The organism is Thiosulfatimonas sediminis, from assembly GCF_011398355.1.
GTDB classification, from domain to species: domain Bacteria; phylum Pseudomonadota; class Gammaproteobacteria; order Thiomicrospirales; family Thiomicrospiraceae; genus Thiomicrorhabdus; species Thiomicrorhabdus sediminis_A.
In genome coordinates this window covers 2,441,751-2,462,452 of the sequence record NZ_AP021889.1, presented here as the reverse complement: position 1 = coordinate 2,462,452, position 20,702 = coordinate 2,441,751, and the positions used below count along the sequence as shown (strand labels likewise).

Annotated in this window: 23 protein-coding genes; 10 read left to right on the top strand and 13 right to left on the bottom strand. The window is 47.6% G+C overall.

The window, feature by feature from the left end:
- Positions 1-42 precede the first annotated feature (42 nt).
- The 3 genes from pgm (at position 43) to dut (ending at position 2,823) form a co-directional block, all read left to right on the top strand.
- Complete coding sequence (pgm, locus tag HRR27_RS11585) at positions 43-1,686, top strand: phosphoglucomutase (alpha-D-glucose-1,6-bisphosphate-dependent) (RefSeq protein ID WP_173273989.1); 1,644 nt, start codon at positions 43-45, stop codon at positions 1,684-1,686.
- Positions 1,687-1,835: 149 nt separating this feature from the next.
- Positions 1,836-2,345, top strand: coding sequence for a metal-dependent hydrolase (locus tag HRR27_RS11580; RefSeq protein WP_173273987.1), 510 nt, complete (start codon positions 1,836-1,838; stop codon positions 2,343-2,345).
- 16 nt (positions 2,346-2,361) lie between these two features.
- Complete coding sequence (gene dut / locus HRR27_RS11575) at positions 2,362-2,823, top strand: dUTP diphosphatase (protein ID WP_173273985.1); 462 nt, start codon at positions 2,362-2,364, stop codon at positions 2,821-2,823.
- A gap of 54 nt (positions 2,824-2,877) precedes the next feature.
- Here dut and HRR27_RS11570 read toward each other — a convergent pair whose 3' ends face one another.
- From HRR27_RS11570 to atpD, 8 genes are read right to left on the bottom strand one after another with little or no spacing between them, the layout of a single operon-like run.
- Complete coding sequence (locus tag HRR27_RS11570) at positions 2,878-3,723, bottom strand: F0F1 ATP synthase subunit gamma (RefSeq protein WP_173273983.1); 846 nt, start codon at positions 3,721-3,723, stop codon at positions 2,878-2,880.
- Positions 3,723-5,234, bottom strand: a complete 1,512-nt coding sequence (locus HRR27_RS11565; protein WP_197905410.1) for a F0F1 ATP synthase subunit alpha — start codon at positions 5,232-5,234, stop codon at positions 3,723-3,725. Before HRR27_RS11565 ends, HRR27_RS11570 begins: the two co-directional genes overlap by 1 nt.
- Positions 5,212-5,970: a F0F1 ATP synthase subunit delta gene (locus HRR27_RS11560; protein WP_173273981.1), complete on the bottom strand. Its 759-nt coding sequence runs from the start codon at positions 5,968-5,970 to the stop codon at positions 5,212-5,214. Before HRR27_RS11560 ends, HRR27_RS11565 begins: the two co-directional genes overlap by 23 nt.
- A 26-nt stretch (positions 5,971-5,996) precedes the next feature.
- Positions 5,997-6,263 carry an ATP synthase F0 subunit C gene (gene atpE, locus HRR27_RS11555; protein ID WP_173273979.1) on the bottom strand — a complete coding sequence of 89 codons (267 nt, stop codon included), beginning with the start codon at positions 6,261-6,263 and terminating at the stop codon, positions 5,997-5,999.
- 3 nt (positions 6,264-6,266) lie between these two features.
- Complete coding sequence (locus HRR27_RS11550; protein ID WP_173273977.1) at positions 6,267-6,956, bottom strand: F0F1 ATP synthase subunit A; 690 nt, start codon at positions 6,954-6,956, stop codon at positions 6,267-6,269.
- Between the two features lie 2 nt (positions 6,957-6,958).
- Positions 6,959-7,234: an AtpZ/AtpI family protein gene (locus HRR27_RS11545; protein ID WP_173273975.1), complete on the bottom strand. Its 276-nt coding sequence runs from the start codon at positions 7,232-7,234 to the stop codon at positions 6,959-6,961.
- A complete protein-coding gene (locus tag HRR27_RS11540; protein WP_173273973.1) occupies positions 7,231-7,635 on the bottom strand; it encodes a F0F1 ATP synthase subunit delta/epsilon in 405 nt (134 codons plus the stop codon). Before HRR27_RS11540 ends, HRR27_RS11545 begins: the two co-directional genes overlap by 4 nt.
- Positions 7,632-9,023: a F0F1 ATP synthase subunit beta gene (gene atpD, locus HRR27_RS11535; protein ID WP_243830835.1), complete on the bottom strand. Its 1,392-nt coding sequence runs from the start codon at positions 9,021-9,023 to the stop codon at positions 7,632-7,634. Before atpD ends, HRR27_RS11540 begins: the two co-directional genes overlap by 4 nt.
- 345 nt (positions 9,024-9,368) lie before the next feature.
- On the opposite strand from atpD, the gene HRR27_RS11530 reads away from it, so the two are divergent.
- Positions 9,369-9,554: a hypothetical protein gene (locus tag HRR27_RS11530; RefSeq protein WP_173273969.1), complete on the top strand. Its 186-nt coding sequence runs from the start codon at positions 9,369-9,371 to the stop codon at positions 9,552-9,554.
- 73 nt (positions 9,555-9,627) lie between these two features.
- Here the strand turns inward: HRR27_RS11530 and HRR27_RS11525 are convergent, their stop codons facing one another.
- Complete coding sequence (locus HRR27_RS11525; RefSeq protein ID WP_173273967.1) at positions 9,628-9,948, bottom strand: putative quinol monooxygenase; 321 nt, start codon at positions 9,946-9,948, stop codon at positions 9,628-9,630.
- Between the two features lie 207 nt (positions 9,949-10,155).
- On the opposite strand from HRR27_RS11525, the gene HRR27_RS11520 reads away from it, so the two are divergent.
- Together HRR27_RS11520 and HRR27_RS11515 are read left to right on the top strand one after the other, a co-directional pair.
- The gene (locus HRR27_RS11520) at positions 10,156-10,926 is read left to right on the top strand and encodes a universal stress protein (protein ID WP_173273965.1); all 771 of its coding nucleotides are present in this window, start codon (positions 10,156-10,158) and stop codon (positions 10,924-10,926) included.
- Positions 10,927-10,929: 3 nt separating this feature from the next.
- On the top strand, positions 10,930-13,635 hold the full coding sequence (locus HRR27_RS11515) for a cation-translocating P-type ATPase (RefSeq protein WP_173273963.1): 2,706 nt from the start codon (positions 10,930-10,932) through the stop codon (positions 13,633-13,635).
- A 1-nt stretch (position 13,636) separates the two neighbouring features.
- Here HRR27_RS11515 and HRR27_RS11510 read toward each other — a convergent pair whose 3' ends face one another.
- Positions 13,637-14,809: an aminotransferase class I/II-fold pyridoxal phosphate-dependent enzyme gene (locus tag HRR27_RS11510; protein ID WP_173273961.1), complete on the bottom strand. Its 1,173-nt coding sequence runs from the start codon at positions 14,807-14,809 to the stop codon at positions 13,637-13,639.
- A 134-nt stretch (positions 14,810-14,943) separates the two neighbouring features.
- On the opposite strand from HRR27_RS11510, the gene HRR27_RS11505 reads away from it, so the two are divergent.
- The 4 genes from HRR27_RS11505 to HRR27_RS11490 all read left to right on the top strand — a co-directional run bounded on the left by HRR27_RS11505 (position 14,944) and on the right by HRR27_RS11490 (position 18,069).
- Complete coding sequence (locus tag HRR27_RS11505; protein ID WP_173273959.1) at positions 14,944-15,429, top strand: YajQ family cyclic di-GMP-binding protein; 486 nt, start codon at positions 14,944-14,946, stop codon at positions 15,427-15,429.
- Between the two features lie 3 nt (positions 15,430-15,432).
- Positions 15,433-16,347 carry an acetylglutamate kinase gene (gene argB, locus HRR27_RS11500; protein WP_243830834.1) on the top strand — a complete coding sequence of 305 codons (915 nt, stop codon included), beginning with the start codon at positions 15,433-15,435 and terminating at the stop codon, positions 16,345-16,347.
- A 37-nt stretch (positions 16,348-16,384) separates the two neighbouring features.
- On the top strand, positions 16,385-17,212 hold the full coding sequence (locus HRR27_RS11495; RefSeq protein WP_173273957.1) for a mechanosensitive ion channel family protein: 828 nt from the start codon (positions 16,385-16,387) through the stop codon (positions 17,210-17,212).
- 92 nt (positions 17,213-17,304) lie between these two features.
- A complete protein-coding gene (locus tag HRR27_RS11490) occupies positions 17,305-18,069 on the top strand; it encodes a sulfite exporter TauE/SafE family protein (RefSeq protein ID WP_173273955.1) in 765 nt (254 codons plus the stop codon).
- Positions 18,070-18,334: 265 nt separating this feature from the next.
- Here HRR27_RS11490 and HRR27_RS12940 read toward each other — a convergent pair whose 3' ends face one another.
- The 3 genes from HRR27_RS12940 to pyrE form a co-directional block, all read right to left on the bottom strand.
- The gene (locus HRR27_RS12940) at positions 18,335-19,198 is read right to left on the bottom strand and encodes an OmpA family protein (protein WP_173273953.1); all 864 of its coding nucleotides are present in this window, start codon (positions 19,196-19,198) and stop codon (positions 18,335-18,337) included.
- A 177-nt stretch (positions 19,199-19,375) separates the two neighbouring features.
- Positions 19,376-19,897, bottom strand: coding sequence for a SixA phosphatase family protein (locus tag HRR27_RS11480; protein ID WP_173273951.1), 522 nt, complete (start codon positions 19,895-19,897; stop codon positions 19,376-19,378).
- A 63-nt stretch (positions 19,898-19,960) separates the two neighbouring features.
- Positions 19,961-20,602: an orotate phosphoribosyltransferase gene (gene pyrE, locus HRR27_RS11475; RefSeq protein WP_173273949.1), complete on the bottom strand. Its 642-nt coding sequence runs from the start codon at positions 20,600-20,602 to the stop codon at positions 19,961-19,963.
- Positions 20,603-20,702: the final 100 nt, after the last annotated feature.

Genomic DNA, 20,702 nt, shown 5'->3' with positions numbered 1-20,702 from the left:
AGCACTTTTTAGACATCCAGTAGATAAAAAAAGAGAGTATCTATGTCACTATCCCTTCTAGCAGGTAAAAAAGCGCCGGCTTCGATTCTTGAAAACATCCCCAAATTGATGACCGATTATTACAGTCTTAAGCCTGATGTTAGCCATGCTGAGCAGGCGGTCAGTTTTGGCACTTCAGGACATCGCGGATGTTCATCGAAAAGCACGTTTAACGACACCCATATTGCGGCGATTTGCCAGGCAATTGTTGAATATCGTCGTTTAGAGAACATTAACGGTCCGATGTTTATTGGTATGGATACGCATGCTTTATCGGAAGCGGCGCACGCTACCGCGATTGAAGTGTTTACCGCGAATGGCGTCAAAGTGTTTATTCAAAACAATGGTCGCTACACACCTACGCCGGTGATTTCCAATGCAATTTTGATGTACAACGAAGGGCGTCAAGGTGGATTTGCAGACGGTGTGATTATTACGCCATCACACAATCCGCCACAGGATGGTGGTTTCAAGTACAACCCGCCAAATGGTGGGCCGGCGGATACTGATATTACCGACTGGGTGCAAGAACGCGCTAATGCAATTATTGCAAAAGGCATGGTAGAGGTTAAGCGCCTCTCTTTAACAGATGCGATGCGCTCTGAATTTGTTGAACCGACCGATTTAATGACACCCTATATTGTAGGGTTAGATCGGGTGATTAATATGGCGGCCATTAAAGCGTCCGGTTTAAAAATCGCGGTCGATCCAATGGGGGGTGCCGGAGTGGATTTCTGGGAGCCTATCGCCAAACATTACGGTTTGGATATTACGGTGGTTAACCGTTCGGTAGACGCCACTTTTGGTTTTATGCACGTTGATAAAGACGGCAAAATCCGTATGGACTGTTCATCCCCTTATGCGATGGCTGGTTTGATTGGCTTGAAAGATGATTATGATTTGGCATTCGGGAATGATCCGGATGTCGATCGTCACGGTATCGTTACTAAATCGGTCGGCTTGATGAATCCGAATCACTATTTAGCGGTAGCGATCGACTATCTATTTAAGCACCGCCCTGAGTGGCCGAAAAACGCGGCGGTCGGCAAAACTTTGGTTTCCAGCTCGATGATTGACCGTGTTTCGGCGGCAGCGCAATTGAATTTGTGTGAAGTGCCGGTTGGTTTTAAGTGGTTTGTTGACGGTTTGCAAACCGGTAGCTTTGGTTTCGGTGGTGAAGAATCAGCCGGAGCCTCATTTTTGCGTTTGGACGGCGGCCCTTGGAGTACCGACAAAGACGGCATTATTTTGAACTTACTGGCCGCGGAAATCACGGCGGTGACAGGCAAAGACCCGGGGCAGCTTTATCAGGCGTTGACAGAAAAATATGGTACTCCGATTTATACGCGGATTGATGCTCCGGCCAACCGCGAACAAAAGGCGATTTTGAAAAATCTTTCGCCAGAGATGGTGAAAGCCGATACCTTAGCAGGCGAGAAAATCACCGCTAAATTAACCCACGCTCCGGGTAACGGTGCCGCGATTGGTGGCTTGAAAATCACCACGGAAAATGGCTGGTTTGCGGCGCGTCCATCCGGCACGGAAGACATCTATAAAATCTACGCCGAAAGCTTTAAAGACAAAGCGCATTTAGATACGATTCTGCAAGAAGCGCAAGCGATTGTCAGCGATGCGCTAAACGCGTAATCCTCTCGTTTTCTTTGTTCAAAACCCCGCCTTAAGTTAATTTTGGTGGGGTTTTTTTATGAAGGCGAATTTGAATTTTGTAACAAAAATTTACTTTGGAGGGCTATAGCCCTTTATAATGCGCGCCCCAGCATGATTTAAGGAAAAATATGCTTGCCGGTTCGCATATGGTTTTTGGTACAGGTTTGTACTTGTTAACCAGCCCTTACACGGGGTTTGATTATCCGCAGGTTTATTATTACTTGCCTCTCGTGATGCTCGGTTCCTTGATGCCGGATTTGGATGCACATCGCTCCGCTTTAAAGCGCAGTCTATTTAGCCGCTGCCTGTGGTCGCCGCTGACTTTATTGGGGCATCGGACTTGGAGTCATTCACTATTGATATTAGGCTTATTGTTTCTGCCGTTACAAAACTTAACGGATAGTGCTTATTTTGCATTGCTGGCTTTTAATATCGGTTATGCCAGTCATATCTTGGGCGATTGGTTGACGCATCGCGGGGTGCCGCTGTTTTATCCGGCCAGAACGGCGTTCAAGTCGCCGCTACCATTTCGCACCGGTTCGTTTATTGAGGTTCCGATTGCTTTGCTGCCTTTCTTAGTGATGGCTGGTTTTTATCTTTTTGAAAGTCATCATGGTTTGCTACAATCGCTGCCTTAAAAAGAGGACTGAACAAATGACGATTCAAGTGCAATACAAAATTCTCGATTCACGTCTTGGTAATGAAATCCCGATGCCAAAATACGGCACCAAAGGCTCTGCTGGGCTGGATTTACGCGCTTGTGTGGAAGCACCTTTAACCATTCAACCGGGACAGACGGTATTGATTCCGACCGGTATGGCGATTCATTTAGACGATGCGGGCTTGGCCGCGATGTTGCTACCGCGTTCCGGTTTGGGACATAAGCACGGCATTGTGTTAGGCAATCTGGTGGGCTTAATTGATTCCGATTATCAAGGCCCTTTAATGGTCTCTTGTTGGAATCGTAGCGATACGCCTTTTACGGTGGAAATTGGCGAGCGTATTGCGCAGATGGTGATAGTGCCGGTCATGCAGCCGGTGTTTACCGAAGTGCAAGAGTTTGGTGATGAAACCGATCGTGGACAAGGTGGTTTTGGTTCGACTGGCACCAAATAGACGATGAATCAAAACGATTGAAATCGTCGTTTTGATTGGTTTTAAGTCAGCTTCTTAGCGAGGATCGACCTGGTTAAGAAGAATGACTTCAATCTCTTCAATGATCTCTTCTTGGCGCAAGACATTCATCCGTTTGCGTAAGGTTTCACTCTTTTGTTCTAAGTGACGAGTCGCGTTTTCTAGGTGGCGCACGCGTTGCAAATTCTCAGCCATTAAAGAGTCGTACAAAATGTGATGCAGATTATGCAGCAGTGCATGATCGGTCAATTCGAGCATAAACGCTTGGTTAGAAAGATTAAGTAGCGGTTCATGAGAGGGCAAGGATTGCGGGCAGTTTAGTTCGGCATGATCCGTAAATGCCGGCAGTAGCTGTTCAACCTGAATGGTTTCCTCTGGATAAGCGTGATACACCGCATAGAGTTCGTCGCTTGTCTGTAGATCCGTTAAGGTCTTGATTAATCGCTCGCTCAGATTGCCAACTTCTTCACAAACATTCGCGCCAGGTAGAAAATGTGGCTTGCTTGCCGCTAGTGCCTTCGACTCCAATAATGAAACCAGTTTATTGCCGATGGCAATCATCTGAATCGTGCTTCGCTCAGCAGAAAATTGTTGCTCAAAGGTTTCGATAATTTTCGGGTTAAAGTCTCCGCAAAAACCGCGCTCAGAACCGATAAGCAAAACCGTTTTTTGGTTTCCTTGATATTGAGGCAGGTTGTTGCGGTAAAAATGCAGAAAATCGCAGGCAACGGCGTTAATCTGCTGCTGAATGGCATGTTGTTCATCGGTAACCTTGCCCAGTTTATGGGTTTCCATCTGCGCCAGTGTTTTCATCGAGTGCATAATGCCGTGAATATCATCGAGCTTTTCACGGTAGTGGCCCAATTCATGGTAACGCGCCATTAATGATTCCCTGTGGTATTGCTTGCGGAATAGGAGTGGAACCATTCCTGCAATGTTTGTTGCCAAAGCTTGCGTGGGCTGTCGATGGTCAGATGGCTTGCTGCAATTTGGCGCTCAAGTTGATTGAGGATGGATGGAATCTGTTTAATCTCTATGTCTTCGAACAGGTTGTCATTAAAGGCAAGCAGCCAAGCCATTTGAAACTCGATGGATTTCGGCACCAGGTGTCCCTGTTTCAGAAGTTCGCGCAAGGTATGACCGCGCTGAATAATCTTTTCGATACGCGCTTCCAGACGCGTGCCGAAGCGGGTGAAAGCTTCCAGTTCGAGAAATTGCAGATAGTCCAGTTTCATATGACCGGCTTCTTCTTTTATCCGCGGGTGTTGCGCCTGTCCGCCAATCCGCGACACCGATTTGGCGATATCGATTGCCGGACGGAAACCGGAAACAAACAGTTCGCGGTTGAGATAGATTTGCCCGTCGGTAATCGAGATGAGATTGGTTGGAATAAAGGCAGCAATTTCCCCCTGTTCGGTTTCGATAATCGGCAGTGCCGTCATGCTACCGCCACCGGCTTGCGCATTCAGCGTGGTCGAGCGTTCTAGCAGGCGTGCGTGAATATAGAAAACGTCGCCGGGATAGGCTTCACGCCCCGGCGGACGGCGTAATAGCAGAGACAGTTCGCGGTAGATTTTGGCGTGGGTCGAGAGATCGTCATAAACAACAAGTGTGTCTTTACCCGAGCGCATCCAGTGTTCGGCCAAGGCGCAACCGGCAAAAGGCGCGAGATACTGCAAGCCGGGTAGGGTACTGGCTTGCGAGGTAATGACGGTCGTGTATTCCAGTGCTCCGTGCTGGCGCAGTAACTCAATGGTATTGATAATGGTTGAGCGTTTTTGCCCGATGAGCACATAGACGCATAAGACGTTTTTATCTCGTTGATTGATAACGGTATCGATTGCCAGAGTGCTGCGGCCGAGCCCTTCATCCCCGATCAGTAACTGCCGTTGGCCTTTGCCGATAGGCACTAAAGTGTCGATGATTTTATTACCGGTATAGAGTGGCTGATTGACCGCGGCGCGCTCGATAATAGACGGTGAATTTCGCTCTAGCGGTGCACGGTTTTGGCTTTCGGGTTGCGGAAGACCGTCGAGCGGAAAGCCGAGTGGATCCAAAGTGCGGCCGATCAGATTGTCGCCGACCGGGATATCTAGGATGCGCTGCGACAGATAAGCATTATGTCCGGCGGTAATCTGTTGGGTTTTGTGCAGCAGGATAACCCCAATCAGCTCTTTGGTCAGTTCGAAAACAAAGCCGTGGCTACCGTCTTCAAACAGGATGATTTCATCCATTTGTGCGGTCGGTAACCCTTTAACCCAGACAATCCCGTCACCAATCGAAACCACATTACCGCGTTCGGTTAATTTCAGTTCAAAGCGGTAATCGTCGAGCCAGTTGTCAATCCGGTCGAGAAATTCCGTTGGCGGTTTATTGATGGTTGAGTCGGTCACGGTTCAGTTCCATAAAACGGTTGAGTTCGTCCAATAGGTTCATGCGCAGGCTCCAAACGCCAAGATGAATGCGCACACCACTAATCAGTTCGGGATCTTGTTGGTAATGAATCTTTAAGGGTTGCGGACAGAGCTGTTCCAATTTGGTCTGCAACGCTTGGCGGTTTTTCTCGGATAGCGGATAAGCACTGCACACGTCGACTTGACCGCTGTCGCTATCACAGGTTTTTTGCAAGTTCTTTATCTGTTGGCTGTCCAAGGCGTCTAATTGTTCCATTAGAGCGTCGAACAGGCGTTCTTCAGTTTCCACACCGGAGAGTGTGCGTAGCAGTTTGGCGGCAAACTCTGCGCCTTGGCGGTGTGCGACCGATTGATAATGTTGTTGGGTCTGCTCCTGTGTCTGTTGTTGATTGATTTCGAATTTTTCCTGCTGCGCTTGCAGTTCTTCACGCAGTCGTTGTTGCTGTTCGCTGCGCATCGAATCCAGATCCTGCTGCAGGTCTTGACGCAGCTGGTTTTTCTCTTTTTCCCACGCTTGCAGGCGCTGTTGATACTGCGTTTTCAGTTCTTCCGCCTGAGCACTTTTATCGAGTGCTTCCTGTAGGGTGTTATCAACGGTTTCACGCCGTTTTTGCAGGGCATTGAGCACAGGCCGATAAAGAAAGTGCTTCAAAATCCACATCAACAGAACAAAGTTGATGATCTCGAGAATAAAGGTGGTCCAACTAAATTCCAAGGGAGTCTCCTTGCGTTCAAATCGGTTTACTGAGTCAGGTATTCGATTAGCGGGTTGCGGAATAGAATGATCAGTACGATAACCAGAACATAGATCGCCAAAGATTCAATCATTGCCAGACCGATAAACAGGGTACGCATAATCGAGGTTTCCGCCTCCGGCTGGCGAGATAAGGCGTCGAGTGCTCGGCTTATCGCCATTCCCATCGCGATGGCCGGCCCGAGAACACCGATGCCGATAGCAAATCCGGCGATAAGGGTGGAACTGGTGATGAAATCGGTCATTTCTGTCATGGTTTATTCCTCTGATTGTAATTTTCTGTGCTGCTGCGCTTGGATTCCGCTGGCGATATAGACCAATGCCAGCATGCCGAATATATAGGCTTGTACCAATGCTTCGATAATGTGCAGCAGCAGTATCGGAATTGGCGCGAGAAAACCGGCCACCATCAAGATGAGTAAAGCGGTCATTTCCAAACTCATCATATTGCCGAAGAGACGCACGGCCAACGCAATGGTGCGACTCACTTCGCTGATAAGATGAAACGGCAATAGCAAAGGTGTCGGAGAAAGATAGTGTGCTAAATAGGCTTTCAATCCGGAAATACGAATCCCGAACCAGTGTACGGAAAAAAACACCATCGCCGCCAGTGCCGCAGTCGCGGAGAGGTCGCGCGTCGGAGAGTGCGCACCCGGGAGCAAACCAACCAGATTCGATACCAGCAGAAAAATCCATAAACTGGCTATAAACGGTAGCAGGCGTTTGCTGTGCTCGGGGGCGGCAGCGGCAATCGCGTCTTCCATCGCGATAATCACGGCATCGACCGCCGTTTTCAGTTTTCCCGAACCGGCGGCAAAACGACTGCGGTACAGATAGACGAATAAAATTAGAGCGAGCATAATCGCCCATGTTGTGACGATGGTATTGGTGATGCCAAAAGAACCGATTTGGAAGATGTTTTGAATGCTTAATTCTGAATCGTGCATGGCTAAGTCCGTTTGATAAACAGGTAAACATTAAGTGCGCCTATGGCGACACCGAGCAGAATCAGGTTAATACTCCAGCTGATCGAATAGACGGCGGATTCGCGCTGATCCAACCAGTGGCCGAGATAAGCACCAGCGATAATCGGGATCACAATCAAGAGACCGATGGTGCCGAGATAGACCGTCTGCGCCAGCAGTGTCGGTTTGGCCTTTTCCGCGGCTTCGATTTTCTCTACCTGATGCTGTACCTCTTTTTTGAGTTGCGCTTTCTGATTCATTGCGGGTTGTCTCTTTGGTTAAGCTGCCAGAGCCGTTTTAATACCGCTTCTTCCATCTGGCGCAAGCTGCGCGTCTGCTGTTCAAGCCATTGCTCCTGTTCGGAAATCTGTTGTTGTAACAGCTCACAAATCTTTTGGTAGTCTTGATTGATGACAAAGTGTTGGGCCGTTAATTGCAGGTGATTATCGTGAAAATAGAGCAGTGCTCGGGTCGCAGCAATATAGTTCCAAACACCGTTTTGATCCTGGAAGCGTGACAAGCCCATTTTTAACGACGTCATAAAACGGCTATGCCCGCTGAGAATGCCGAAACGACCGCTGCTGTCCTCACCGATAAAGGAGGTTATGCCGTGGAAGCTTTCACCGTGGAATGTGTCCTGAATCTGTAATTGAAAACTCATTTTGGTTCACTCATAGCGCCGCGCATATAGCACTGATCTTCAGGCAAGTCGTCAAAATCGCCGCGCAAGAAAGCGTCACAATCATCCAGCGTTTTATCCAGCGGCACGGATGCACCTTTTAACGTACTCTGTGAACTGGTGACCCAAAACGGCTGGGTCAAGTAGCGTTGCAGGCGTCGTGCGCGCGCCACAATCAGCTGGTCGGCGCTAGACAACTCTTCAACCCCAAGCATCGCGATAATATCTTCCAGCTCGTGGTAACGTGCCAGATGCTCTCGCACGTCTTCGGCAACTCTGTAATGGCGTTCGCCAAGGGTATAGGCATCCATTGCTTTGCTGCTCGATTTCAGCGGATCAACCGCTGGATAAATGCCTTTCGCTGCCTGTTGTCGCGACAGAATAATCGAGGTGTCTAAGTGGCTTAAAATGGCGTTGACCGCTGGATCGCCCATGTCATCAGCGGGAACGTAAATCGCCTGAACGGAAGTGATATTGCCTTTTCGCGTCGAGGTGATGCGATCTTCCAGTTCTGCTACTTCGGTGGTTAAGGTCGGTTGATACCCGACTGTTGCAGGCATACGTCCCAATAGGCTGGAGACTTCACTGCCGGCTTGTACAAAACGGAAGGTGTTGTCCATGACAAACAACACCTCTTTTTGCAGAGTATCACGCAAATATTCTGCGTAGGTCAGTGCCGACAGCCCAAGCCGAAAGCGCACGCCCGGTGCTTCATCCATCTGCCCAAAGACCAGCAGTGACTGCGGTAAAATGCCGGCACGATCCATCTCTTTCCACATTTCCTGTGCTTCGCGCATGCGCTCGCCGACCCCGGCAAACACGGATGTCCCTTTATGCAGCGAGGCAACCGCGTGCATAAATTCCATGGTCAATACGGTTTTACCAACACCGGCACCGCCAAAAAGACCGGTTTTGCCGCCTTTGACGAAAGGACATAACAGGTCAATCACTTTTATACCGGTGGTAAGAATGTCAGAACTGCTGGTGGATTCGGAAAGCTCTGGTGGCGGCTCGTGAATATTGCGAAAGGTTTTGGTTTGTAACGGTTCACCGCCATCGAGTGGTTCGCCGAACAGATTCAGCACGCGGCCGAGACAATCCGGTCCGACCGGTACATGCAGCGGTGATCCACTGTCGTAAATATCGAGACCACGATAGAGACCGCGGGTTTGTTGAAAGGCAACGGCGCGAACATGAGTTTTATCAAGGTGCTGGTGGACTTCAAAAACCCATTTGTTGCCATTATGACGGCCATATAGTGCCTGATTTAATGGCGGTAATTGTTGGCAGGCGATGACCACCACCGGGCCGTGAACCTCAGTGATGGTGCCGATTAGCTTGTCTTGCTTCTGTTCAACTTCCGCTATCATGGTCATTCCCAATTGACGTCAGAGTTTTGATTATAGAAAACGAACTCAAGTCGAATATGCCTATTCGATCGATATTTGATTCCTAATAACTCTGTATCCTGTGACTGTTGAAGTTTGAACTTAATAGTTGTCAGTTACGAATAAAAGCCCCTGTTTTTCTGCCTTATTTAGAATGAAAAGCTTTGGTAATAGGCCTGTTAATGCCATGGTTAACGGTTTATCACAAATCTGTAATGAGCAGGATTTGGTCATACTTTGGTACAGAGTTAATCAAAGCTTGTCTCTTTTGTTTGCCTAGATAAGCTTGCTAGTATGGAGGCTCCAATTCAAAGAGGGCGACAACCGATGAAAAAATTAGCGATTATTTTGAGTTCTGCAGTTCTGTTTAGCCAAGGGGCTATTGCGGATCCAATTGATGTTCGTGGCGGAGTGGATCGTGAGCAGCATAAATTGGAGCGAGAAATGAAGCTGGAGCGGGATAAAAAGACGCATTATTCTCGTCAAAGCCGCATAGAGAAATACTTTAAATAATTCTGGTTTAAAGCATTGCTACCGAGTAGATAAACGACTGAAGTCTACTCGGTTCGCCATGAGTAGTTAATGACTATTCATCACTAAAGACGCGTACATTCCATTTCTCCGCCAAGCCATCTTCCGCTAGGCACTGAGTTTCAAAAAAATTGACGATATAGTCTTTCTGACAGTGCGCTTCAAACGCCTGCATATCTGCCCAAATTTCATTAAACACAATCGGAAATCCTATTCCTTCGGCAAAACTGCTAGCAATTTGACGAGTGACTCGGTACTGCATGCAACCGTCTTCGCGCAGTGTTTGCGGTTCCAGTGAGCGCAAAACTTCAAATAGCGCTTGCTCTTGCCCTGTTTTTGCCTGAAATTCAGCAATGCAATAGACTTTGGACGACATAAAATTCTCTCTTTTTCTGGTCTGTTTTAAAGTCACTTATCTTAGTGCACCCGATGCGCCTTGACGAGGATTTAAAACGTTCAATAAAGAGTTGATTTCCAATAATTATGTTGATTGTGTCCGTAATATTTCTTAGTGCGCCGCTTTCCCCCAAAAATATAAGCTGATACTGTTACAGGCACACTATCTCATTTGGCAGGAGGGTTTATGCGTGTGGTTTCCTTGATTAACGGTTCTCTACTTTCTGAATCGGCCAGTTTTTATGCAATTGTTTATGCGGGGGCGGTGCAATTGCCGTTTAGCGCGTTGTTTGTCGATAATGGCCAAGAGTCGAAACAAGCGGTTGATGATACCGTTAAAGCGTTGCAGGCCTTTGCCGAGTCTCAAGATGTCGCTTTTGAGTTTATCCAACTGCAAGGGGATGTCATTGCGCAATTACAGCATTTTTGCCAATTGTATGCTGTGGATACCTTGTTCTGCGCCACGCGGCAAAAATCGGCTTTACGTTCCTTTAGCGAACAAATTGTGAAATCTGGGATCGAGACTGATATCGCCGTGGTTAAAGTAAAAAACATTAGTCATGTGCGCAGTTGCAGCCGTTTGATGTTGGTGTCGCGCGATCAGATTAATCCGCACGTTTTTGTGCTTTGGCTTGGTTTGCTTCACGCCAGTGGCGGACAGGGGCGAATTTATCTGTCGGCTAAAGAGGGCTTTGCCCGGGCGACCACCAAGTCTGGTCTTAAATACTTGGCTGCGCCTTTTATGCAGCTGGCCACCTTGAGCGGCATAGCGCCAGAACAGATTGAGGTGGTCAATGCTTTGCAGCCGATTGATGCGGATGGTTTATTACGTTACGAAGCGGAAAATAACATTGATTTGTTAGTCATTCGCAATGATGTTTATACGCGTAAAGAGCTGAATCATTTGGGTGATCACAGCGGCGTTAATTCGATTACTTTCTATCCTTGGAAGGGCTGAGCGATGATTTTTTTGCAACCAATAGAAAAAGTTTTCGCTGATTTTAAAAGTGCCAAGACCGGCTTGAGTCATGACGAAATACAGCGTCGTTTGAATGATTTCGGGCCTAACCAAATCGCCAAGACAGCGAAGAAAGATTACCGTATTGAGTATCTCAAAGAGTACGTCAGTTTTTTCCCGATTCTGTTAGAAGTCGCCGGTTTATTAGCGTTGGTCGCCGATTATTTTCAGCCGGGCGAGGGTAACGATATTCTGGCGTATGCGGTTTTTGCCGCGGTGTTCGTCAATGCCACCTTCACTTTTTGGCAGAAGTTCAAAGCCGACAAGGCGATGGAAGCCTTGATGAAGTTAGTCAAATCCGAGGCAACGGTATTGCGTAACGGTGAGACGCTGAGCGTAGATGCGACGCAAATCGTGCCCGGTGATGTGCTGATTTTGAATGAAGGCGATAAAGTCGCCGCCGATGCGATTTTGTTTGAATCGAACGACCTTTATCTGAATTTGTCGGTATTAAATGGTGAATCAACTCCGTCACGACGCAGTTTGCAGGCCGGAGATGCCAAGCGCGAGTTAGATGCCAAAAATATGGTGTTTGCTGGCGCCGCGATTACCAACGGCAATGGTTTGGCCGTGGTGGTTGCGACCGGTGAGGCGACCGAATTTGGCAAGATTGCGCGGATGACCGCTGAGGTTGGCAAAACCGAAACGCCGATCGAAAGAGAAATTAAACACATGACCAAAATCCTCACGGTCTTGGCTTTCGCCGCAGGGGTGGTGTTCTTTTTATTGGGATGGTTTTCCGATCGTGGTTTATTGATTTCCGCTATTTTTGCGCTGTCGCTGATTGTCGCCAACGTGCCGGAAGGGTTATTACCGACGATTACCTTGTCGCTGTCTTTGGCATCGCAACGCATGGCGCGGCGTCAAGCTTTGATTAAAAACCTCAACTCGGTGGAAACACTTGGCTCGGCAACGGTGATTTGTACCGACAAAACCGGCACTCTGACGCAGAACGAAATGACGGTCAAATCGGTGTGGATGGCGAACGGTTGCGCCTGTTCGGTGGGCGGCAACGGGTATTATGAAAAAGGTCAGTGGCAATTTACCGGCGAACCGGGACGCTCTCCGCATGAATCGCGACAAACGTCGATGCAGCCATTGCAAGAGATGTTGCAGTTAGCGGCGATTAATACTCATGCACAGGTCGATTTTCAGGCTAAAACCTCGTTTGGTGATCCGACCGAAATCGCCTTAGTGGTAACGGCGGACAAGGTGCAGGCCTCGTTGGAAGGCTGGGAGAAAGTGCAGGAATATGCGTTCTCGTCGGAACGTAAAATGATGTCGACGCTGGTAAAACCGAAGGGCGAATATCAGCCGGTCTTGGCGGTAAAAGGCGCTTTGGAAGCGGTTTTACCGCGATGTAAATATTGGCAGGGCGATGCCGATAGCAAACCTTTAAACGCCGAAAAATTGGCGCAAATCGAACAGCAAAACCAAAAAATGGCCCAGCAGGCGTATCGCGTTTTGGCGATTGCTATGAAGCATGGCGATGGCGAAGAGGATTTGGTCTTTTTAGGCTTAATTGGTCTGATGGATCCGCCGCGCAATGGCGTGCAAGAAGCGATTGCGCAATGTTATTCGGCGCAGATTCGGGTGATGATGATTACCGGCGATAATCCGATTACTGCGGCGGCAATCGGTAAGCAGATTGGTTTGAAAGTGGATGCTGTCTTGACAGGCCCAGATTTAGACAGCTTAAGTGATGATGTTTTACGCGATAAATTGAAAAACCAACATCTGTTGTTTGCGCGTATGGCCTCGGCTCAGAAGTTACGGATTGCGCAGTTATTGCAGGATAACGGCGAGGTGGTGGCCATGACCGGCGATGGGGTGAATGATTCGCCTGCATTAAAACAAGCCGATATCGGGATTGCGATGGGGTCTGGCACCGATGTGGCGAAAGAGTCTGGCGATATGATTCTGCTGGATGATAACTTCCGTTCGATTGTCGCGGCGGTCGAAGAAGGGCGCACGGTGTATTTTAATATCAAAAAAATCACCACCTATATTCTGAGTTCCAACGTGCCGGAAATCGTGCCTTATGTGTTGTCGTTCTTCCTGAAAATACCGATGCCGCTGTCGGTCATTCAAATCTTGTTAATCGACTTGGGAACCGACCAATTACCCGGCTTGGGCTTGGGGTCGGAAAAACCGGAAAAACACATTATGCAGCGTCCGCCGGTCGGTAAGAACGAGAGGATTCTTGATAGGGAAGTGTTCAAACGTGGCTATTTTATGAATGGGATGTTTGAAGGGGCGGCAGCGATGTTCGCTTTCCTTGGTTTCTTATACCTGACTGGCTGGGAATACGGCAATCTGGATATTTCCGATGAGTATCATCGGCAAGCGATGACCATGACCCTGCTGGGGGCGATTACCTGTCAGATGGCGAATGTGTTTACTTTACGTTCTTGGGAAGACTCGCTATGGAATATGCAGGGGATTAATAAGATGATTTGGTTTGGTGTCGGTACCGAGGTTGTTATTGTCTTGTTAATTTTGTATGCGCCGCCGGTGCAAACGGTGTTTAACACCGCGACCGTCCCTTTGGAGTATTTATGGCTCTTGGTGCCGTTCCCGATTTTGCTGTTGCTCAATCATGAGTGGTACAAAAAACGCCAGCGCGAAAAATTAGGGTTGGCGCACTAAGTCAGCGGTATTGTTCAACAAAGCCTTGTATCCGTTGCACCGCCTCTTCGATGCGATCATTGGTGTAGGCTAAGCGCACATGGCTTTTACCGGCTTCTTTCCCGAAGTCGGTTCCGGGCGTGATGGCTACGCCGGTTTGTTGCAAAAGCGCTGCGCAAAATCGTTCGGAATCTTGGGTGTATTCGCTGACGTCCCAGTAAAGATAAAAAGCGCCTTGCGGTAGGGTTTTAAGCGTAAAACCGGCACTTTGCATGGCGGCATATAGTCGGTTGCGGCGTTGCTGGAAAATCTGTCGGCGCTGTTCGAGTTCGGTTAAAGCATCGGACTCTAATACCGCCAAAGCGCCGTATTGCGACAGCGTTGGGGCCGATAGGTAGAGGTTTTGCCCGAGTCGGTCGAGTACGTCGATAAGATGTTCGGGTACGACACACCAACCTAAGCGCCAGCCGGTCATGCCGAAGAACTTGGAAAAGCTGTTGATGACAACGACATTTTGCGGCAGGTTTTGATGCGCCAAAATGGATTCGGCTGGACGCTCATACACCAGCCCTTGATAAATCTCATCGACAATAAAATAGGTGTCGCGTTGCGCCAGAAATTGCGCCATTTTCAGCAACTCTGCTTGTTCGATGAGGGTTCCGGTTGGGTTGGCCGGCGAGGCGACCATGACCGCTTTTATTTGCGGATTCCAGTGCTGTTTAAGGTGGTCGAGAGTGAGTTGATATTGGCTGTCGGCCGTGACAGGAACGCTGTAAACTTCGCCGTGCAACAGGTGAACAAACTGGCGATTGCAAGGGTAGGTCGGGTCGGCCATCAGCACCTGCTCGCCGGGATTGAGAATCGCCGTGAGTACCAATTGCAGCGCCGAAGATGAACCGGGGGTAATGACAAGTTGTTCGGCATTGACTTTTGCATGGTAAAAACCATCGTAAAACTGCGCCAGTTTTTCGCGCAGTGCCGGTAAGCCTAAGGTGGCGGTGTAATGCGTTAATCCTTGTTCGGCCGCGTTCTGTGCCGCTTGATGCACGCAGCTTGGCGATGCGAAATCCGGCTCGCCGATTTCCATATGGATAATATCGCGCCCTTGCGCTTGTAAGGCTTTGGCTTGCGCTAAAATTTTCATTACCCTAAAGGGCGCAATCTGTGAGGCAGTTTTGGATATGGCAAAGGTCATTGGCTTCTCTAAAATGGCGGTATTGAGATAATTTTTTGTTGCAAAAAAGTGCGCTGATGGCGTCTTCGTGGTTAATCATCGTTTTCCACGTGGTAAAATTAACGGTTTGTGATTGTAGTGTAAATGGAGGCCGAATGCCGTCTTTTGATATTGTTTCCGAATTAGATAAACATGAGTTACAGAATGCTGTGGATCAGGCCAATAAAGAAGTAACGACTCGCTATGATTTTAAGGGCACCGATACCAATTTTGCGTTAAATGGTACTACGGTGACCATGAGCACCGAATCGGATTTTCAGTTGAAACAGATGTTTGATATCTTGATACAAAAAGCGAACCGCCGCGGAATTGATATTAAATGTATTGAAGAAAAAGAGCCGACTCTGCAACTGAAAAACGCCAAACAAGACATTATTATGCGTGAAGGGTTAGATACAGCGCTGGCCAAAAAAGTGGTGAAAGCGATTAAAGACAGCAAAATTAAGGTACAGGCGCAAATTCAAGGTGAGAGTGTGCGTGTAACTGGTAAAAAGCGCGATGATTTGCAGCAAGTGATGCAGATGTTGCGTGGTTTGGAAGATTTAGATATGCCGTTGCAGTTTAATAACTTTAGAGATTAAGAGATGCGAGTACAACAAACCATGAACTTAAATAAAGATCAGGCTCACAACATTGCTTCGGTTTTAGCTGAAGCGCTCCCTTATATTCAGCGTTTTGCTGGTAAAACCATTGTGGTGAAATACGGCGGCAATGCGATGACCGAAGACACGCTGATGGAAGGCTTTGCGCGCGACATCGTGTTGATGAAATTGGTTGGTATGAATCCGGTGGTGGTACATGGCGGCGGCCCACAAATCGGTAGTCTGTTGGCGCGGATTGGTAAAGAGTCGAAATTCGTCGAAGGGATGCGCGTTACCGATGAAGAAACCATGGATGTGGTCGAAATGGTTCTGGGTGGTTTGGTAAATAAGGAGATTGTGAATCTGATTCACCGTCATGGCGGTAATTCGGTTGGATTAACCGGTAAAGACGGTAATCTGATTATGGCGAAGAAGCTCAAGATCAGTAAAAATACCCCAGGTATTGATGCACCAGAAATTATCGATTTAGGTCATGTTGGCGAGGTCGAAAAAATTAACACGGGTGTTATCGACATGTTGATTCAAGGGGATTTCATTCCGGTGATTGCGCCGGTCGGCGTCGGTAAAGACGGGCACTCATATAATATCAATGCCGATTTGGTTGCTGGTAAAGTGGCTGAAGCTTTAAAAGCAGAAAAACTGATGCTGTTGACGAACACAGCAGGTTTATTGAACAAACAGGGTGATTTGTTGACGGGATTAAATTCGCAAAGCGTGGATGCGCTTATTGCGGATGGCACGATTTACGGCGGGATGTTGCCAAAAATTCAGTGTGCCTTGGATGCGGTCAATAATGGTGTGACTTCGGCGCATATCGTTGACGGGCGTGTTGAACACGCAGTGATGCTGGAAGTCTTTACTGACGAAGGTGTCGGCACACTGATTACTGCGGAATAATACCGATAATAATGGCCAGATGCGCCAGGGAGATGCAATGAATTTTGATGTGATGCAAATAATTAACGACTATGTGATCCCTTGGGGGATTAATATTTCTGTCGCGCTGCTGATTTTATTTGTCGGGCGGATTGTGATTAACAGTGTGGTGTCCTTATTAAGTAAAGTACTGGGTAAGGCGCAGAAATTAGACCAAATGTTGGTCGATTTTGTGCTGTCGATTGCCAAAGCTTTCTTGTTCTTGGTATTGATTATCGCGGTTTTGAGCAAGCTTGGTGTGGATACCACGTCTTTGGTTGCTTTGGTCGGTGCGGCTGGTTTAGCGATTGGTTTGGCGCTTAAAGACTCCTTGCAAAACTTCGCCTCTGGTGTGATGTTGCTGCTGCTTAAGCCGTTTAAAGCCGGTGATTTCGTTGAAGTCGGTGGCGTTATGGGCGTTGCTGAGCGTATTACCATTTTTAACACGATTATGCGTACTGGCGATAATAAAGAGATTATTATGCCGAACGGCAAAATCTACAGTGATTCCATTACCAACTATTCGGCGCGCCCGACCCGTCGCGTTGATATGGTGTTTGGGATTAGTTACGACGATGATATTCGCAAAGCTAAAGCCATTTTATTGCGCCTAGTTGCTGAAGATGAGCGGATTCTTAAAGATCCAGAAGCGGTAGTTGCGTTGGGCGAATTGGGTGCCAGCAGTGTTGATTTTATTGTCCGTGCTTGGGTCAATAAAGACGATTACTGGAAAGTGAAGTGGGATATGAACGAGCGCGTTAAATTAGCGTTTGACGAAGAAGGGATTTCTATTCCTTATCCGCAAATGGATGTGCACCTGCATCAGGAAGCCAATCCAAGCAACTGATTCTTGTTGGTGAATCTTTGCCTCATTGGGCACAGAGTCTTTCGGCTTTGTGCCTTTTTTATTTTTCGCTTCGCTTAATTTAGGGGACGACGATGGAACTGTTCGATCAGCTTTTGTTGTTGGTTATTTCGCTTATTGCCAATCTCTTCTCGGCTGTGGCGGGCGGCGGAGCCGGTTTATTGCAATTACCTGCTTTGTTGTTTTTAGGTTTGCCCTTCGGTGTCGCTTTGGCAACCCATAAGGTCGCCAGTGTTTTCCTAGGGCTGGGAGCCACAGCGCGGCATTTGAAATCGTCAACATTTGATTGGCATTTTGTCAGTTTTATCTTATTGATGGGTTTGCCGGGCGTGGTTCTCGGTGCCAGTATTATTCTGCAAATCGATGACCGAGTCGCTCAAGGATTACTGGGTTTATTAACCCTTGGGCTAGGGCTCTATTCTTGGTTTAAGCCGGAATTAGGGCAGCTCAGTGCGCCTGTGAATCGCGATTTGCGCGGTTATCTGGTAGGCGGTTTGGTGTTGTTTGTGATTGGCGCTTTGAACGGCTCGCTGACCTCCGGCACAGGCTTGTTTGTCACCATTTGGTTGGTGCGCTGGTTCGGTCTGGATTACAAAGCGGCAGTCGCCTATACGATGGTTCTGGTCGGTATTTTCTGGAACGGCACAGGGGCAATTACCTTGGGTATTCTAGGCGATATCGAATGGAGCTGGTTACCGGCGCTGATTGTCGGCTCTTTATTGGGGGGCTATCTGGGAGCGCATTTGGCAATTGTCAAAGGCAACCGTCTCATTAAACGCAGTTTTGAAGTGATTACGATTCTGGTAGGAATCAGTCTGATGGCTAAAGCCTTGGCTTAGAGATAAAAAACCCGCCGAGGCGGGTTTTTTATAGATTACCGTAGTAAATCTCGAAAATCCTTATAACGATTTCGATTAGGGAGGTTTTGAAGTTTCCTTGCAGAACCTTCAACCTCATCGAAAATCCTTATTTAACGATTTCGATTAGAGGGGTTTTGAAGTTTCCTTACGGAACCTTCAACCTCATCGAGAATCCTTATTTAACGATTTCGATTAGAGGGGTTTTGAAGTTTCCTTACGGAACCTTCAACCTCATCGAGAATCCTTATTTAACGATTTCGATCTCTACGCGACGGTTTTCAGCGCGGCCGGCTTTGGTTTTGTTGTCAGCAATCGGGTTGCTTTCGCCTTTACCAGTCGCTGTCATACGGTTGCCCGCAACGCCGTTTTCTTCAAGGTAAGTTTTCACTGCGTTAGCACGTTTTTCAGACAGTTTTTGGTTGTATGTAGCTGAACCAGTGCTGTCAGTGTGACCAGTGATTTTTAAGGTAACATCGTCTACTGCTTTCATGTAGTCGGCGTAGTCATTTAACTGAGTTTTTGCTTTATTGCTTAGATCTGTTTTGTTGGTGTCAAAGAAACCTTGGAAATGCATTGGTGCATTGATTGCCATTGGTTTAACGACTGGCGCAACAACTGGCTTAGGCATTGGTTTGATTTCTGGTAGTGGCTTGGCGACTGGAGCAGGCGCTGGAGCTGGTTTTGGCTCAACTTTAACAATTCCTTCACAAGCATCGATTTGCGTTGCTTCAGTCCAGTAGATAGAGCGAACACAACGACCAGAACCGTCTTTTACAACGTAACCGTTTGAACCTACCCAGTAAGCGTTTGTGCCGTTACCCTTGATGTTCGCTGGAACTTTGTAAGCTGGTTTAGCGGCCATTTCTTCTGCTGCGGCAGGTGCAGTAGCAGCTGTGCTTGCCGCTGGTGCGGCTTTTTCGTCTGCAGCTTTACAGCTTGCGTCCTGTGCGTCAGCTGTCCAGTGAATCGTACGAACACAGCGGTCAGAACCGTCACGCACGATATTACCGTAACTGTCTGTTACATAAGGATTGTTTGCTGCATTTGCAGTTGGAATTGCTGCAGCGGCAGAGATAATTGCTACAAGAGGCAGTAACTTAGTTTTCATAGAAATTCCTCGATTGAAAAAGGGTTAAAAAACGGGCAAATAATAACATACTCAGCACTCATACTTAGCAATGATTTTGAGCGTATAACCAAAAAATAATTTATCGACGACTAAAAGTGTTAGCCAAAATCAAGCCAGCTCGTTTTGCGTAAAAAAAGAGCCTAAGACGGTGTTTTTCTAGGCGGCATTATGGAGTGATTTGATGTCTTTAGGTCGAATGAACTGTTGTAGTTTTCCGACACCGGCTTCAAGATTTTGCCAGTCTTCGGGCAAAATAAAATGCGCCAATGATGCAGTTGGAAAAAGTTGTGTTTCACCATCGTGAGAGCCGTTAAGCAAAAAACGATACAATTTTTCTAATCCGGGGTTGTGGCCGATTATCATCACCCGATCATAGTCTTTAACTTGCGCGAGAACCTGTTTTAATGCATCTAATTCAGCCATGTACAAGGCATCAACTGTTCTTTCTAACGATGGGCATTCGTTACAGATACGTCTTAGCGTTTGTTGTGCGCGTTTTGCAGGAGACACTAAGATTAAATCAGGCATTAGGCCGCATTCGCGCAACCAACGACCGACTTTCTTAGCATTTTTTTTACCTTTTTCCGACAAGGGCCGGTCAATGTCATCTTGATCCGGCTCACGCCAATCTGTTTTGGCATGGCGTAATAACAGTAATTCACGTAGCTTATTGGCCATTTTGTTCTCCTGCAAAAACATTTTTCCACGTTGCCGACATACCCTTGTCGGACAAGGCTGCAATTAAATACCGTATTCTTTTCGGTATTGTTGCATGGCAGCGAGGTAGGCTTTGCTTGCGCTGTCTGCTGTCGATTCCAAATACACAATAATATCGGCTAATGAAATAATGCTGATGACTGGAATACCGTAGTCACGTTCGACTTCTTGAATGGCCGATAACTCACTTTGGCCTTTTTCCATACGATCTAATGCAATCACCACACCAGCCGGCTCGGCGCCGTTGGCTTTGATGATGTCAATCGCTTCACGGATTGCCGTACCGGCGGTAATCACGTCATCAATAATCAAAACTTTGCCTTGTAGCGCGTGGCCGACAATATTGCCGCCTTCGCCATGGTCTTTGGCTTCTTTACGGTTAAACGCATAAGGAAGATCGGTTTGGTGATTATTGGCGAGTGCCACAGCGGTCGTTGCTGCCAGCGGGATGCCTTTGTAGGCTGGGCCGAAAAGCACATCAAATTCTAGCTTGGATTGGGCAATTGCTGCGGCATAGCCGTTGGCCAGTGTGCTAAGTTGAGCACCGGTGTTGAACAGTCCGGCATTAAAGAAATAAGGGCTTTGACGCCCCGATTTTAAGGTGAAGTCGCCAAGCTTTAACACACCGGTTTGCATAACGAATTCAATAAACTGATTTTTATCCATTGAGGGAAAAGGCTTCCTTTAGGTAATTGAATTTATATTACTCCAAGCGAAAAGCTTGGTGCAAGTTGTAAAGAGTTGAAACAATCTTATTATTCTAGTC

Bases quoted from the DNA above. Each gene is read 5' to 3' on its own strand.
- pgm (WP_173273989.1), top strand. From the start codon at position 43: ATGTCACTATCCCTTCTAGCAGGTAAAAAAGCGCCGGCTTCGATTCTT.
- HRR27_RS11580 (WP_173273987.1), top strand. From the start codon at position 1,836: ATGCTTGCCGGTTCGCATATGGTTTTTGGTACAGGTTTGTACTTGTTA.
- dut (WP_173273985.1), top strand. From the start codon at position 2,362: ATGACGATTCAAGTGCAATACAAAATTCTCGATTCACGTCTTGGTAAT.
- HRR27_RS11570 (WP_173273983.1), bottom strand. From the start codon at position 3,723: ATGGCGCGTTACCATGAATTGGGCCACTACCGTGAAAAGCTCGATGAT.
- atpE (WP_173273979.1), bottom strand. From the start codon at position 6,263: ATGACAGAAATGACCGATTTCATCACCAGTTCCACCCTTATCGCCGGA.
- HRR27_RS11550 (WP_173273977.1), bottom strand. From the start codon at position 6,956: ATGCACGATTCAGAATTAAGCATTCAAAACATCTTCCAAATCGGTTCT.
- HRR27_RS11545 (WP_173273975.1), bottom strand. From the start codon at position 7,234: ATGAATCAGAAAGCGCAACTCAAAAAAGAGGTACAGCATCAGGTAGAG.
- HRR27_RS11540 (WP_173273973.1), bottom strand. From the start codon at position 7,635: ATGAGTTTTCAATTACAGATTCAGGACACATTCCACGGTGAAAGCTTC.
- atpD (WP_243830835.1), bottom strand. From the start codon at position 9,023: ATGATAGCGGAAGTTGAACAGAAGCAAGACAAGCTAATCGGCACCATC.
- HRR27_RS11530 (WP_173273969.1), top strand. From the start codon at position 9,369: ATGAAAAAATTAGCGATTATTTTGAGTTCTGCAGTTCTGTTTAGCCAA.
- HRR27_RS11525 (WP_173273967.1), bottom strand. From the start codon at position 9,948: ATGTCGTCCAAAGTCTATTGCATTGCTGAATTTCAGGCAAAAACAGGG.
- HRR27_RS11520 (WP_173273965.1), top strand. From the start codon at position 10,156: ATGCGTGTGGTTTCCTTGATTAACGGTTCTCTACTTTCTGAATCGGCC.
- HRR27_RS11515 (WP_173273963.1), top strand. From the start codon at position 10,930: ATGATTTTTTTGCAACCAATAGAAAAAGTTTTCGCTGATTTTAAAAGT.
- HRR27_RS11510 (WP_173273961.1), bottom strand. From the start codon at position 14,809: ATGACCTTTGCCATATCCAAAACTGCCTCACAGATTGCGCCCTTTAGG.
- HRR27_RS11505 (WP_173273959.1), top strand. From the start codon at position 14,944: ATGCCGTCTTTTGATATTGTTTCCGAATTAGATAAACATGAGTTACAG.
- argB (WP_243830834.1), top strand. From the start codon at position 15,433: ATGCGAGTACAACAAACCATGAACTTAAATAAAGATCAGGCTCACAAC.
- HRR27_RS11495 (WP_173273957.1), top strand. From the start codon at position 16,385: ATGAATTTTGATGTGATGCAAATAATTAACGACTATGTGATCCCTTGG.
- HRR27_RS11490 (WP_173273955.1), top strand. From the start codon at position 17,305: ATGGAACTGTTCGATCAGCTTTTGTTGTTGGTTATTTCGCTTATTGCC.
- HRR27_RS12940 (WP_173273953.1), bottom strand. From the start codon at position 19,198: ATGAAAACTAAGTTACTGCCTCTTGTAGCAATTATCTCTGCCGCTGCA.
- HRR27_RS11480 (WP_173273951.1), bottom strand. From the start codon at position 19,897: ATGGCCAATAAGCTACGTGAATTACTGTTATTACGCCATGCCAAAACA.
- pyrE (WP_173273949.1), bottom strand. From the start codon at position 20,602: ATGGATAAAAATCAGTTTATTGAATTCGTTATGCAAACCGGTGTGTTA.